The sequence below is a fragment of the Dokdonella sp. genome, assembly GCF_017744955.1.
Taxonomy (GTDB): domain Bacteria; phylum Pseudomonadota; class Gammaproteobacteria; order Xanthomonadales; family Rhodanobacteraceae; genus Dokdonella_A.
This window is the reverse complement of the sequence record NZ_JAGIAG010000005.1, coordinates 28,714-42,484: the sequence shown is the minus strand read 5'-3', so window position 1 is coordinate 42,484 and position 13,771 is coordinate 28,714. Positions and strand designations below refer to the sequence as shown.

13 protein-coding genes are annotated in these 13,771 nt (G+C 67.9%); 10 read left to right on the top strand and 3 right to left on the bottom strand.

Going from position 1 to position 13,771, the window contains the following annotated elements:
- Positions 1 to 29: 29 nt before the first annotated feature.
- Together J7520_RS12220 and J7520_RS12215 are read right to left on the bottom strand one after the other, a co-directional pair.
- On the bottom strand, positions 30 to 383 hold the full coding sequence (locus tag J7520_RS12220) for a PsiF family protein (protein WP_345776914.1): 354 nt from the start codon (positions 381 to 383) through the stop codon (positions 30 to 32).
- 281 nt (positions 384 to 664) lie between these two features.
- Complete coding sequence (locus J7520_RS12215; RefSeq protein ID WP_291189067.1) at positions 665 to 2,164, bottom strand: aminotransferase class III-fold pyridoxal phosphate-dependent enzyme; 1,500 nt, start codon at positions 2,162 to 2,164, stop codon at positions 665 to 667.
- A gap of 261 nt (positions 2,165 to 2,425) precedes the next feature.
- Between J7520_RS12215 and J7520_RS12210 the strand changes: the two genes are divergently transcribed.
- The 3 genes from J7520_RS12210 to J7520_RS12200 all read left to right on the top strand — a co-directional run bounded on the left by J7520_RS12210 (position 2,426) and on the right by J7520_RS12200 (position 5,457).
- Positions 2,426 to 3,325 carry an ABC transporter ATP-binding protein gene (locus J7520_RS12210; protein WP_291188628.1) on the top strand — a complete coding sequence of 300 codons (900 nt, stop codon included), beginning with the start codon at positions 2,426 to 2,428 and terminating at the stop codon, positions 3,323 to 3,325.
- Positions 3,326 to 3,368: 43 nt separating this feature from the next.
- A complete protein-coding gene (locus J7520_RS12205; protein ID WP_291188627.1) occupies positions 3,369 to 4,160 on the top strand; it encodes an ABC transporter permease in 792 nt (263 codons plus the stop codon).
- A gap of 136 nt (positions 4,161 to 4,296) precedes the next feature.
- Positions 4,297 to 5,457 carry a sensor histidine kinase gene (locus tag J7520_RS12200; protein ID WP_291188625.1) on the top strand — a complete coding sequence of 387 codons (1,161 nt, stop codon included), beginning with the start codon at positions 4,297 to 4,299 and terminating at the stop codon, positions 5,455 to 5,457.
- A 241-nt stretch (positions 5,458 to 5,698) separates the two neighbouring features.
- Here J7520_RS12200 and J7520_RS12195 read toward each other — a convergent pair whose 3' ends face one another.
- Positions 5,699 to 6,757 (bottom strand): glycosyltransferase, encoded by a 1,059-nt coding sequence (locus J7520_RS12195; RefSeq protein ID WP_291188623.1) that lies wholly within the window; start codon positions 6,755 to 6,757, stop codon positions 5,699 to 5,701.
- Here J7520_RS12195 and J7520_RS12190 point away from each other — a divergent pair.
- From J7520_RS12190 to secF, 7 genes are all read left to right on the top strand, one after another.
- Positions 6,747 to 7,268 (top strand): hypothetical protein, encoded by a 522-nt coding sequence (locus J7520_RS12190; RefSeq protein ID WP_291188622.1) that lies wholly within the window; start codon positions 6,747 to 6,749, stop codon positions 7,266 to 7,268. The genes J7520_RS12195 and J7520_RS12190 overlap by 11 nt on opposite strands.
- Positions 7,269 to 7,409: 141 nt before the next feature.
- The gene (locus J7520_RS12185; RefSeq protein WP_291188620.1) at positions 7,410 to 8,012 is read left to right on the top strand and encodes a response regulator transcription factor; all 603 of its coding nucleotides are present in this window, start codon (positions 7,410 to 7,412) and stop codon (positions 8,010 to 8,012) included.
- Between the two features lie 163 nt (positions 8,013 to 8,175).
- Positions 8,176 to 9,234 carry a tRNA preQ1(34) S-adenosylmethionine ribosyltransferase-isomerase QueA gene (gene queA, locus J7520_RS12180; protein WP_291188618.1) on the top strand — a complete coding sequence of 353 codons (1,059 nt, stop codon included), beginning with the start codon at positions 8,176 to 8,178 and terminating at the stop codon, positions 9,232 to 9,234.
- 57 nt (positions 9,235 to 9,291) lie between these two features.
- Positions 9,292 to 10,404, top strand: a complete 1,113-nt coding sequence (gene tgt, locus J7520_RS12175; RefSeq protein ID WP_291188616.1) for a tRNA guanosine(34) transglycosylase Tgt — start codon at positions 9,292 to 9,294, stop codon at positions 10,402 to 10,404.
- A 114-nt stretch (positions 10,405 to 10,518) separates the two neighbouring features.
- A complete protein-coding gene (gene yajC, locus J7520_RS12170) occupies positions 10,519 to 10,851 on the top strand; it encodes a preprotein translocase subunit YajC (RefSeq protein WP_291188614.1) in 333 nt (110 codons plus the stop codon).
- A 64-nt stretch (positions 10,852 to 10,915) separates the two neighbouring features.
- Positions 10,916 to 12,829, top strand: a complete 1,914-nt coding sequence (gene secD / locus J7520_RS12165; RefSeq protein WP_291188612.1) for a protein translocase subunit SecD — start codon at positions 10,916 to 10,918, stop codon at positions 12,827 to 12,829.
- Positions 12,829 to 13,770 (top strand): protein translocase subunit SecF, encoded by a 942-nt coding sequence (secF, locus tag J7520_RS12160; protein WP_291188610.1) that lies wholly within the window; start codon positions 12,829 to 12,831, stop codon positions 13,768 to 13,770. Before secD ends, secF begins: the two co-directional genes overlap by 1 nt.
- Position 13,771: the final 1 nt, after the last annotated feature.

Here is a 13,771-nt window from a genome sequence, read left to right as displayed (position 1 = left end):
GGCCCGTTCTTCTTCGGCGAACTCGGCGCTCAGTGCGCCGCCGCGGGGGCGGCGTCGCCCTTCAGGCACGTGCTCATGAACGACTTGCGGTCGGCACCTTTCAGCGACTTGGCCTTCGCCTCGGTGCTGCAGGTCTTCATCTTCTCCTGCTGCGTCTCCTTCGCGGCCGGCGCGGCGGCGACGGTTTCGCCCTTCAGGCAGGAGCTCATGAAGGTCTTGCGTTCGGCGCCGGCCAGCGCCTTGGTCTTGGCTTCCGCGTTGCAGTCCTTCATGCGCTGCTGCTGCGGGGTCAGCGCCTTGCCGGTTTCAGCCGCGAAAGCGCCGCAGGTACCAAAGGCCAGCGCGGAAGCCAGCGCCAGCGAGAACATCGTCTTGAGCTGCATGGTCGAACTCCTCTCCGAGTGAATCCGCTGCCGCCTGGCATCGGTGCGGCGCAGTCTACGCTCGCGTCTGCGGAGTGGAAGTGACGATCGCGGGAATTTTACGAAGGAGTTGCCGGCGATTCAGGCGTCGAAAATTCGCCCACCGCTGTAGGAAATCGGCGCACTGAATTGCCGCGGTCGAGTATGGCCGGGGATGGCCGCGAGACGCTCTCCGACGGCAGAGTCTGCTCGTCGGAGAGTCACATCAGATCGAAGAGGCGATCATGGACGATCGCCCAAGACTACGCCGCGGCCTGGACGGGCTGCGTCTTGCGCGGGCCTTCGACCAGCGCGAGCCGCACGCCTTCGACCAGCAGGTCCACTTCGTCGGAACGGATGTCGAAATGCGGCGTGAAGCGCAGCGAGTTGGCGCCGCCGTGGATCACGCCGTAACCGTGCTCGCGCATCCATTCCTCGGTGCTGCCGGCGCCGTAGCACTTGAACTCCGCAGAGAGCTCGCAGGAGAACAGAAGCCCGGTGCCCTGCACCTTGGTGATGTAGCCGGGCAGCTCGGCCTTGAGCTTTTCCAGCTTGACCAGGAATTCCTTGCCGCGCTCGCGGATGTTCTCGCGCAGCTCCGGGGTCAGCGACTTGAGCACGCTGATGCCGACGTCGAGCGCGCGCGGATTGGCGGTCATCGTGTTGCCGTAGATGCCCTTCTTGTACAGCCCCGCGGCGCGCTCGTTCACCGCCAGCACCGACAGCGGATACTGGCCGGCGTTGAGCGCCTTCGAATAGGTTTCCAGATCCGGCGCTTCCAGCGCCTCGAAGCCCGGGTAATCGACGACCGATAGCACGCCGTGCGCGCGCAGGCCGGCCTGGATCGAGTCGATCAGCAGCAGGCTGCCGTGCGCCTTGGTCAGTTCGCGCGCGGCGGCGTAGAACTCGGTCGTCACCGAACGGCCCGGGTCGCCTTCGCCCATCACCGGCTCGACGAAGACGGCTTCGATGAACCAGCCGTTCTTGTCGGCGTCGGCGAACGCCTGCTTGAGCTGCTCGACGCTGTACGGATCGACCGTGATCAGGCTGGTCTCGTCGCGGAAGCTGGCGAGGTTCTGCTGGTAGGCCTTGCGCGAGGAATCGGAATACAGCGCCGGGCGCTCGGTGCGGCCGTGGAAGGCGCCCTTCACCGCGAGACGCTTGATCGCGCGGCCGGCGTGGCGGCCGCCGGCGTCGGTCATCAGCTTGGCGTTGACGTCGACGATGCGCGCCGCCAGCGAGACCGACTCGGAGCCGGAGTTGAGGCAGAGGAACTTCGCGTACGGACAGCCGTCCGCGCGGTTCCGGCCGATCTCCTTCTTCAACGCCGTGCCGAACTTCAGCTGCGACAGGTTCGGCGTCATCACGTTCGCCATCACCTGCGGGCGCGCCATGACTTTCAGGATGTCCTTCGGCGCATGGCCGAGGCCGAGCATGCCGTAGCCGCCGGCGTCGTAGATCACCGCGCCCTTCAGCGTGATCAGCCAGGGACCGTGCGCGGCCAGCGCGACGTAGGGATTGACGCCGTCTTCCGGGTAGAAGTTGACGAAGTCGGCCTGCGCCGCCTGGATCTGCTCGGCTTCGTCCAGGTGCAGGAAGTCGGGCATGCACGAGCGCAGGGCGAGGTGCGCGGCGTAGGCCTCGTCGATCGCCTCGACCAGCGCGGGATCGGTCTGCACGAAGCGCTCGATCGCCGCGTCGGCGAGACCGCTGGTGCGCACGGCGCCGTCGAATTCGCGCATTTCCTTGAGTTTGGCCAGCATCGGATTCATTCGGAGCCTCCCGGAAAACGACCGTGCCTGCCCCGGACAGGTGCAGGCACAGTGGGTTTAAGCATTGATTGGAATGGAAAAATCAGACAGCCAATGTATCACAGCGGCCTTTGCGGCGGTACCCCGTCCGGGCGGTTCGGCCGGTTGGGGCGGCGCATGACATCCGTCAACCGCACGGCCTGACGCCTGCTTCTGCCGCATCGGCGCGGCGCTCTCTAGAGTGGCTCCATCGATCAACAGGAGAGTGGTTCCATGTCGGAGCCGGCGGCGGAACTTGTCGACGTGTGTAAACGGTACGGGGCGGTCGCGGCGCTGGACCGCGTCGATCTTTCCGCGCGACGCGGCGAGCTGCTCGCCCTGCTCGGGCCGAACGGTGCCGGCAAGAGCACGGCGATCGCGTTGTGGTTGGGGCTGGCGCGACCGGACTCCGGCGAAGCGCGGCTGTTCGGCACCGCGCCGGGCACGATGTCGGCGCGCCGCCGCGTCGGCGTGATGCTGCAGAGCGCCGGCATTCCGGAAACGCTGAAGGTCGCCGAGCTGCTCGCGCAGACGCGCGCCGCCTATCCCGCGCCGTATCCGACCGACGACTGCGTGCGCCTGGCCGGCCTCGACGGCCTGATGGACCGGCGCTACGGCCGGCTCTCCGGCGGCCAGCAGCGGCGCGTGCAATTCGCGCTGGCGATCTGCGGCCGGCCGCAGCTGCTGTTCCTCGACGAACCCACGGTTGGGCTCGACGTCGATGCGCGCACGGCCTTGTGGCAGACGATCCGCGCCCTCGTGGCGGAAGGTTGCGCAGTCGTGCTGACCACGCACTACCTGGAGGAAGCCGAAGCGCTGGCCGACCGTGTCGCCGTGCTGGCCCATGGGCACCTCGTCGCCGCAGGCAGTGTGGTCGAGGTCCGCGCGCGCGTCGCGCAGAAGCGCATCCGCTGCATCAGCGCGCTCGACGCGGACCTCGTCGGCGCCTGGCCGGAAGTGCGCAGCGCCTGCCGCGACGGCGAGCGCATCGAGATCGTCACCGACGCGGCCGAAGCCGTCGTGCGCCAGCTGCTGTTCGAGGACGGAGCGCTGAGCGAACTCGAAGTGCGGCGCGCCGGGCTGGCCGAAGCCTTCGTCGAAATCACCCGCACGGTCACCGCCGACACCGCCTAGGCGTCGCCTGGTCGGCCGGACTTTCCTTCCATCGAGAATCCTCATGCACGGTATCGCCGCCACGCCGTATCCCGCCGACCGCACGTTCAGCGCCTGGCGCTGCTACGTCCTCGAAGCCAAGCACGAATTCCTGCGCCTGCTGCGCACGCCGATGTTCTGCATACCGACGCTGGTGTTCCCGGCGATGTTCTACCTCCTGTTCGGCGTGATGCTGAATCGCGGCAACGCCGCCGGCGCGCTCACGCCGGCCGTCTATTTCCTGGCCAGCTACGGCGTGTTCGGCGTGATGGCGCCGGGTCTGTTCGGCTTCGGCGTCTCGGTCGCGCTGGACCGCGACCAGGGATGGCTCACGCTGCGGCGTGCGCTGCCGCTGCCGCCCGGTGCGTATCTCGTCGCCAAGCTGGCCATGGCGATGCTGTTCGCGGCGCTGGTGTTCGTGCTGCTCGCGACGATCGCCGTGACGGTGGCCGGCGTGCGTCTGCCGGCTCCGACCTGGGCCTTGCTGTTCGTCGTCGAGGTCTGCGGCGTGCTGCCGTTCTGCGCGATCGGACTGTTCGTCGGCAGCGTGGTGGGCGGGCAGGCCGCGCCGGCACTGATCAACCTGATCTACCTGCCGATGTCGTTCCTGTCCGGGCTGTGGATCCCGCTGTTGGTCCTGCCGGCGATCCTGCGCGACGCGGCGCCGCTGTGGCCGGCCTACCATCTCGGCCAGCTCGCGTACGCGGCAGTCGGCCAGCCCGCAGTCGGTTCGGTGGTCGTGCACGTCGCCGCGCTGGCGGCGGTCACGCTGTTCTTCCTGGCGCTGGCGCGGCGGCGCCTGGCGCGCGCGGCCTGAAGGAGGCAGGCATGCGAACGATCTATCGACGTCTTCTGCTCAGCGGATTGTCCTTCGCGCTGGTGCTGTTCGCCGTCACCTGGCACGCATGAGGCGCGCGCGTATGATGCTTCCGGCCTGGTCGAGCGGTGCGGCGATGACTTCGATCCATTCCTGGTTCGCGACTGTGCGCCGGCGCCTGCTGCCGTCGCATCTGGACGAGCAGGCGCCGCCGTTCTGGAGCCTGTTCTACCTGCTGTTCCTGTTCGTGAACTGGGCGGAGCAGCCGCTGCGGGTCTGGCTGGCTCCGACCCTGCTCAGCATCGCGATCTTCCTGCCGTTGTACTTCCGCGCGTTCCACCACAAGGGTGCGAGGCGCTTCGCGCACGTCGCCGCGATCGCGGCGCTCGGCTTCGCGATGGCGCCGATCAACAGCTGCGCGCACACCTACCTGATCTACGCCGCCTCCAGCCTGCCGTTCTGCGGCCTGCTGCTGCGCCAGTCGATCGCCACTATCTTCGGCGTCCTCGTGCTCTATTCGCTGGAGCTGTATTACGTCGGCTATCCGCCGAAGTACGCGCTGTTCGTCGCGATCATCACCGGCGTCATCGCGGTCGCGGTCTGCGCGGCGAACCACTACCACCGCGAGAAGCATCTGCGCCAGGCGGAGTTGAAGCTCAGCCACGATGAAGTGCGCCGTCTCGCGGCGCTGGCCGAACGCGAGCGCATCGGCCGCGACCTGCACGATCTGCTCGGCCACACGCTGTCGCTGATCACGCTGAAGTCCGAGCTCGCGATGAAGCTGTTCGAGCGCGACCCGCAGGCGGCGCGGCGCGAGATCGCCGAGGTCGAACGCGTCGCGCGCGACGCACTCGCGCAGGTCCGCCGCGCGGTCAGCGGCATCCGTGCGGCGGGCCTGGCGGCGGAACTCGCCTCGGCGCGGCTGCTGCTCGAGTCTTCCGACGTCCGTCTCGATTACCGGCTCGGCGAGGCCGCGCTGCCGCCGGAGGTCGAAACCGTGTTCGCGCTGACCGTGCGCGAAGCGGTGACCAACATCCAGCGCCATGCGCAGGCGATGAGCGTGCGCGTGGACCTCGCCGTGCACGGCGGCGAGGCGCGGCTGTCGATCGAAGACGACGGCCGCGGCGGCGCGATCGAACCCGGCAACGGCCTGACCGGCATGCGCGAACGCCTGCATGCGCTCGGCGGGCGGTTGGAAATCCAGTCCAGGGCCGGTCAGGGCACGCGTCTGGTCGCGGCGTTGCCGTTGCCCGAAGCGTGGCTGCCCGCCGTGCCGATCGGCGCCGCCTTGCGTTGAGATGCGGGGCGGCCTTGTCCGGTCGCTTCGTGGGAAGCGCAACAGATGCCCGTTCTTGCGGACATCACCTCGGAGAGATGGCGGCGACCCTGACAGCCGGGCAAAGGGTGCGATGTGACGCGAACGTCAGCGCGACTTGCCGAACGGTGCTGCCGGCGTCATTCCTGCGAAAGCGGGTATCCATCGAGAAGACCGCACGATTCCCGCATTCGCGGGAGGAGCGAGGCGCCGCTTGCCGCGCCTAGCAGAGCGCGAGATTCGCCTCGATGCGCGGCCGCTGCTCGGCCGGCAGATGCGGATCGGCCAGTAGTTCGCGGCACAGCGCGGCGCATTCTTCGCGGCGGTCGACGTAGAACGCGGCGACCGCGCGTTCGTCGCGCGCACGCCAGCGGTAGACGGAGGTGTCGATGAAGAGCAGGTCAGCTGGCGAGGCGATCTCGCTGGCGGCGTACGCGTGCAACCAGGCGCTGGCGTAGCGTCCGCGCAGGCGCAGGTAGCGGGCGAGTTCGCACAGCGGCTCGGCGCGCGTCGGTCGCGCCTCGTAGGCGATGAGGTAGGCGTCGACGATTTCGTTGGCCGGGCGCTGCAGGCGTTCGAGCAGCACGGCGATCTGGAATCGCGAGTACCATGCTTCCTCGGCCCAGCCGCCCATCGCGACGCGGCGTTCGTATGCCGCGATCGCGGCGGCGTTCTCGCCGGCGTCACGCAAGCTTTGGGCGAGATAGAAGGCATAGCGCGCGTTGCCGGGCTCCGCCGCCAGCGCGGCTTCGAGCACGCGTGCGTCGTCGAGGTACTTGTCGCGCAGCGGCCGCCGGCTGCGCGCACCGTCGGGGAAGCTGCGCACGCGCAGGCCGTCGAGACGCGCCAGCGTCGGTGTCGGGTCGGCCCCCGGGAATTCGTGCAGCACGCCCTGCCAGCGCCAGCCGGCATCGTGGCGCAGCAGCTTCGCGCTCTGGTATTCGAACTCGATGCCGTCGAGGCGCTGGCTGAGGTAGTAGCCGGGTGCGTCGAGGCGCGCGGGGAAGCGCGCGTCGGCGTCGCGTTCGAGGATCTCGTCGGCGTCGATGATCAACGCGTAGTCGCCGTGATCGCGCGCGAGCTCGAGCGCCTGGTTGCGGTTGGTGGCGAAGTCGACCCACGGCCGCTCGATCAGCGCGCCGGGCAGGTCGCGCAGGCGTTCGCGCACGCGCTGCTGGGTGCCGTCGGTGGAGCCGGTGTCGACGATCGCCCACGCGCCGACGTACGGCCGCACCGAGTCGAGACAGCGGTCGATCACGGCCGCCTCGTTCTTGACGATCATGCTCAGGCAAAGCTGCGGGGCGAAAGGCGGCGTCATACGTCTAATTGCAGCAGAGGTTGCCGACCAGGTGGGCGGTTCCCGTGTTGAAATTGGCCGTGCCTTCGAGCTGATCACGACGCTGTCGCCCGCGTTCAGAAAAACCGGGCTGGTGACATTGCACGAACGCGCACCGAACCAGCCATCCGCGTTGTCGCACCCGGCCTGGTTGGTCTGGTTGGACGCCAGCGCCTGGCCGGTTGCGTGCGCGTCGGAAATGCCGACGTCGGAGACGCTCTGCGCGCCGGACGGCAGCGGATTCAGGCCGGCGACCGAGCCCGGCTGGGGCACGTCGATATGGATCGGAGCGTTGGCGCCGAGGATTTCGAGTTGCGCGACCATCGAGATCGAAGCGCGCATCGGCCGGCACGTGGATGCCGGCGAGGGCAGCCGGTGGCGCGGCCAGTGCGAGCACGGCGCAGGCGAGAGATCGCATCGAGGCCCCCTGTGGCGCGATCGGGTCAAGCCATCGTAGTTCTCCCGCCTTTCCTGGTGCAATGCATTTTTCCACATTGCAATCCGGCGACGGCTCCTTGCGACGGCGGCGCCGAAGCGGTCCGAATGTCCTGCTACAGTCGGCCATGCCCGCCGCGGGCGCTGTCGGAGTGGAGCTGTCGTGATTCGCGTTCTCTTGGCCGAAGACCAGGCGATGGTGCGCGGCGCGCTGTCCGCGCTGCTCGGTCTCGAATCCGACCTCGACGTGGTCGGCACCGCCGCCGACGGCGAGGAAGCCTGGCGCCTGTTGCAGTCGCTGAAGCCGGACCTGCTGGTGACCGACATCGAGATGCCGGGGCTGACCGGACTCGAACTGGCGCAGCGCGTGCAGCGCCATGAGCTGGCCTGCAAGGTCGTCATCGTGACCACCTTCGCGCGTGCCGGCTTCCTGCGCCGCGCGCTCGACGCCGGCGTCGGCGGCTATCTGCTCAAGGACGCGCCGGCCGAGCAGCTCGCCGACGCGCTGCGCAAGGTGCATCGCGGCGGCCGTGCGATCGACCCGCAATTGGCGCTGGAAGCCTGGTCCGAAGCCGATCCTCTGAACGACCGCGAACGCCAGGTGCTGCGCTTCGCCGGCGAAGGACTGACGGCGGGCGACATCGCCGAGCGCCTGAATCTGTCACAGGGGACGGTGCGCAACTACCTGTCCGAGGCGATCGGCAAGCTCGGCGTCGGCAACCGCATCGAGGCGTATCGGTTGGCGCGGCAGAAGGGCTGGTTGTAGCGCACCGCGCTTACGCGATGCCTTCGAGCATCGCGTGCGGTGCGCTACAGGTGAGCCAGGGATGGCGAACGGCGACACTCCATGGACGGCTGCTTGCGAGCTTTCGCGCTGCAAGTATCGAGCGCTCTATCATTTGCAGCCCCCAAATCCCCAATTCCCGGCTTTGAAAAAATCCGACTTCCACTTCGACCTGCCCCCCGAGCTGATCGCCCAGGCCCCGCTGGCCGCGCGCTCGGCCAGCCGCCTGCTGGTCGTCGACGCCGACGCCGCGCGTCTCGAGGATCGCCGTTTCGCCGAACTGCCGGAACTCCTGCGCGCGGGCGACCTGCTCGTGTTCAACGATACGCGCGTGCTGCCGGCGCGCCTGTTCGGGCGCAAGGAAAGCGGCGGCGCGGTCGAGATCCTGATCGAGCGGGTGACCGGCGCGCACGAGGCGCGCGCGCAGCTCGGCGTCAGCAAGAAGCCGAAGGCCGGTGGACGCATCGTGCTCGCCGACGGCAGCGTGGCGACGGTGCTCGGCCGCGACGGCGAGTTCTTCCTGCTCCGCTTCGAGAGCGCCGAGCCGCTGGAGAAGCTGCTGTCGCGGCTCGGCCGCATGCCGCTGCCGCCGTACATCGAACGCGACGCCGAACGCGCCGACGACGAGCGCTACCAGACCGTCTACGCGCGCGAGGCCGGCGCGGTCGCGGCGCCGACCGCGGGCCTGCATTTCGACGAGGCATTGCTCGCCGCCTTGCGCGAGCGCGGCGTCGAATTCGGCTACGTGACGCTGCACGTCGGCGCCGGCACGTTCCAGCCGGTGCGCGCCGAGCGGCTCGAAGACCACACGATGCATCGCGAATGGCTCAACGTCGGCGCCGGCCTGGTCGAGCAGATCCGCCGTACGCGCGCGCGCGGCGGTCGCGTCATCGCGGTGGGCACGACCGTGGTGCGCGCGCTGGAATCCTCGCTGCAGCACGGCGAAGTCGCGCCGTTCGCCGGCGAGACGCAGATCTTCATCTTTCCCGGTTATCGCATCCGCAGCGTCGACGCGCTGGTGACGAACTTCCACCTGCCCGAGTCCACTCTGCTGATGCTGGTGTCGGCCTTCGCCGGGCGCGAGCGCGTGCTCGGGGCGTACCGGCACGCGGTCGAGCAGCGCTATCGATTCTTCTCCTACGGCGATGCGATGCTGGTGTGGCCGAAGGGCGGGAATCAGGGAGCGGAAAGGGCAGATTCGTAAAAAGCCGGCGGGTTTGCCATGCTTTTCCGAATCCCCAATCTCCAATCCCAGCCCTTCATGCACTTCGACCTTCTCGCCACCGACGGCATCGCGCGCCGCGGTCGCCTGGCCTTCCCGCGCGGCACGATCGAGACGCCCGCCTTCATGCCGGTGGGCACCTACGGCTCGGTCAAGGCGATGACGCCGCAGAACCTGCTCGACATCGGCGCCGAGATCATTCTCGGCAACACCTTTCATCTCTTCCTGCGCCCCGGCCTGGAGGTGATCGGCGATTTCGGGGGCCTGCACCGCTTCATCGGCTGGCAGCGACCGATCCTGACCGACTCCGGCGGCTTCCAGGTGTTCAGCCTGGCGCACAAGCGCAAGATCACCGAGGAGGGGGTGACCTTCGCCTCGCCGGTCGACGGTTCGCGCGTGTTCCTGTCGCCGGAAGTCTCGATGCAGATCCAGCGCACGCTCGATTCCGACATCGCGATGATCTTCGACGAATGCACGCCGTATCCGGCGACCGAGAAGCAGGCGCGCGACTCGATGGAACTGAGCCTGCGCTGGGCGCTGCGCTCGCGTCGCGCGTTCGACGAGCTCGGCAATCCGAATTCGCTGTTCGGCATCGTGCAGGGCGGCGTCCACGCGGATCTGCGCAAGCGCTCGGCGGAAGCGCTGATCGACATCGGCTTCGACGGTTACGCGATCGGCGGGCTCGCCGTCGGCGAGCCGGAGCAGGAGCGCAACGCGACGCTGGAGAAGGTGGAGCCGCTGCTGCCGCGGGAGCGGCCGCGCTATCTGATGGGCGTCGGCCGGCCGGAGGACATCGTCGAGGCCGTGCGCCGCGGCGTGGACATGTTCGACTGCGTGATGCCGACGCGCAACGCGCGCAACGCGCACCTGTTCACGCAGCACGGTACCTTGCGCATCCGCAACGCGAAGTACGAGCGCGACACGCGCCCGCTCGACGAGGCCTGCGCCTGCTACACCTGCCGTTCCGGCTTCAGCCGCGCCTACCTGCGCCATCTCGACCGCTGCGGCGAGATGCTCGGCCCGCAGCTCGCCACGATCCACAACCTGCACTACTACCAGGAACTGATGCAGGGCTTGCGCGAGGCCATCGCCGAGGCGCGGCTGGAGGCGTTCGTGGCGGACTTCTACGCACGGCGCGCGGCGGCGGAATAGCCGTTCGACCCGCGCCGAACGGGGACGGCACGGCCCGCCGGCCCTGTGGCATACTTCGAAACCTTTTTCTAACGGCCGGCCGTTCGTGCCCGCCGCGGAATCACTGGAGACATCATGGACTTCTTCATCGCCAACGCCTACGCCCAGGCGGCCGCGCCGGGCCCCGCGCCCAACCCGCTGCTCTCGTTCCTGCCGCTGCTGATCTTGTTCGGCGTGTTCTACTTCATGCTGATCCGTCCGCAAATGAAGCGCGCCAAGGAACAGCGCGCGATGATCGGCGCCCTGGCCAAGGGCGACGAGGTGCTGACCAACGGCGGTCTGCTCGGCCGCATCGAGGACATCGCCGAGCAGTTCGTCACGCTCGAGGTCGCCCCGAACGTGGTGGTCAAGCTGCAGAAGCAGGCGATTTCCGCCGTGTTGCCGAAAGGCACGCTGAAGTCCGCGTAATTTTCCGTTTGGGATGCGTAGCCCGGCCCGCAGTGGCCGGGGACGTGGCTGCCTGGAATCCAAGATGAACGATTTTCCCCGCTGGAAATCCGTGCTCGTCGTCGTCGTGCTCTTGCTCGGCGTGCTGTACGGCGTGCCGAACCTGTTCGTGCAGCAACCGGCCGTGCAGATCGTCGCCAACCGTGGCGCGACCGTCGACGCGGCGCTGAAGGAGAAGGTGCAGGGCGAGCTGGAGAAGCAGAAGATCGGCTTCCAGTCGATCGACCTCAGCGACACGCACCTGCTGGTGCGCCTGCCGGTCGGTGCCGCCGACGACCAGACCAAGGCGGTCGAGGACCTGAAGCAGTCGCTCGGTGACCAGTACACGGTGGCACCGAACCTGGCTTCGACCGTGCCGCGCTGGATGCGCGCGATCGGCGCGCGCGAAATGCCCAAGGGCCTGGACCTGCAGGGCGGCGTGCACTTCCTGATGGAAGTCGACGACAAGGAAGTGCTGGAGAAGCAGCTGCAGCGCTACGCCGACGACATCCGCACGACGCTGCGCGACAAGAACATCCGCTACCAGTCGGTCGGCCGCGGCCCGCAGGGCCTGGTCGTGCAGCTGCGCAGCGCGGAAGACCGCGACGCGGCGCTGAACGCGATCCGCATCGGCGTGCCGGACCTGACCATCGCCAACGGCGCGCAGGTCGGCGAGGCCTACACGCTGAACGGCAGCCTGAAGCCGGAAAAGATGCGCGAGATCGCGCTGAACACGATCCGCCAGAACCAGGCCACCTTGAGCAACCGCATCAACGCGCTCGGCGTGGCCGAGCCGCTGATCCAGCAGCAGGGCGAGTCGCGCATCGCGGTCGAGCTGCCCGGCGTGCAGGACACCGCCGAGGCGAAGAAGATCCTCGGCGCGACCGCGACGCTCGAGTACCACGCCGTCGACGAGAACGCGAACGCGCTGGATGCGGCCAACGGCGGCATCGTGCCGCCCGACGACAAGCTCTACTACCGCCGCGAACTCGGCCCGGGCGGCCAGAAGCAGCCGATCCTGCTGAAGAAGAAGATCATCGTCAGCGGCGACGAGATGGTCGACGCCTCCAGCGCGCCCGATCCGCAGAGCGGCACGCCCGCGGTGTCAGTGCGGTTGAACGCGGTCGGCGGCAAGAAGATGCTCGAATTCACCTCGCAGAACGTCGGCAAGCCGATGGCGGTGGTCTACATCGAGCGCACGCCGGAGACGAAGATCGTCGACGGCAAGGAAGTGCGCAGCACGAAGATCACCGAGGAAGTCATCAGCGTCGCCAACATCCGCGGCGTGTTCTCCAACCAGTTCTCCACCACCGGCCTGGAAAGCGGCAAGGTCGCCTCCGACCTCGCGCTGATGCTGCGCTCCGGTTCGCTCGCCGCGCCGGTCGACATCGTCGAGGAGCGCGTGATCGGCCCGAGCCTCGGCGCCGACAACATCAAGAAGGGCGTCTACGCGGTGCTGCTCGGCCTCACCGCCGTGCTCATCTTCATGGCGTTCTACTACTGGGTGTTCGGCCTGATCGCCGACGTCGCGCTGTTCTTCAACCTGGTGCTGCTGCTCGCGGTGATGAGCGCGATCGGCGTCACGCTGACCATGCCGGGCATCGCCGGCATCGTGCTGACGCTAGGCATGGCCATCGACGCGAACGTGCTGATCTGCGAACGCGTCCGCGAGGAACTGCGCAACGGCTCGACGCCGCTGGCGTCGATCCGCGCCGGCTACGACAAGGCCTGGGCGACCATTCTCGACGCCAACGTGACCCACCTGCTCGCCGCGCTGGCGCTGATGACGCTCGGCTCCGGCGCGATCCGGGGCTTCGGTGTGACACTGTTCATCGGCATCCTGACCTCGATGTTCACCTCGGTCACGGTCACGCATGCGATCACCAACTTCGTGCACGGCGGCCGCAAGCTGAAAGGCTTGTCGATCGGCAGCGGCTACTCCAGCGCGGGAGCGGCGTAATGGAACTTTTCAATCCCAACAGCAACATCGACTTCCTCGGCTGGCGCAAGATCAGCATCGCGATCTCCATCGTGCTGATGATCGCCTCGCTCGCCCTGCTCGCCACGCGCGGCCTCAACTACGCGCTCGACTTCACCGGTGGCGTCCTGGTCGAGGCGAAGTACGAGCAGCCGGTCGAAGTCGACCAGGTGCGCGCGGCGCTCGACGCCGGCGGCTTCCACGGCGCCCAGGTGCAGAGCGCCGGCAGCACGCGCGAGGTGTCGATCCGCCTGCAGCCGCGCGAGGACCAGAAGGACGCCTCGCGTGTCGGCGCCGACGTCATTGCCGCGCTGACCAAGCAGCGTGCGGACGCTTCGCTGAAGCGCCCGCCGGATCTGGTAGGTTCCTCGGTCGGCGCGGACCTGCGCAACGACGGCATCGTCGCCGCCGTGTTCGTCATGATCGGCATCATGATCTACATCGGCATCCGCTTCGAGAAGCGCTTCGCGATCGCGGCGATCGCCAGCGAAATCCACGACACGATCCTGACGCTCGGCTTCTTCTCGCTGACCCACATCGACTTCGATCTGACCGTGCTCGCCGCCTTGCTCGCGGTGATCGGCTACTCGATCAACGACAAGGTCGTCGTGTTCGACCGTGTGCGCGAGCTGTTCCGCCTGACGCGCAAGGCCGATTCGTACTCGATCCTCAACAAGTCGATCAACCAGACACTGTCGCGCACGATCATGACCTCGGTCACGACCTCGCTGTCGATGTTCGCGCTGTACTTCGTCGGTGGTCCGGCGGTCGAGGGCTTCGGCCTCACCATGTTGATCGGTATCGTGATCGGCACGCTGTCGTCGATCTTCTTCGCCAACCCGATCCTGTACTGGCTCGGCGTGTCGAAGAGCGACCTGATGCCGGTGAGCAAGGAAAGCCCGGAACTCGAGCGCCGCCCGTAGG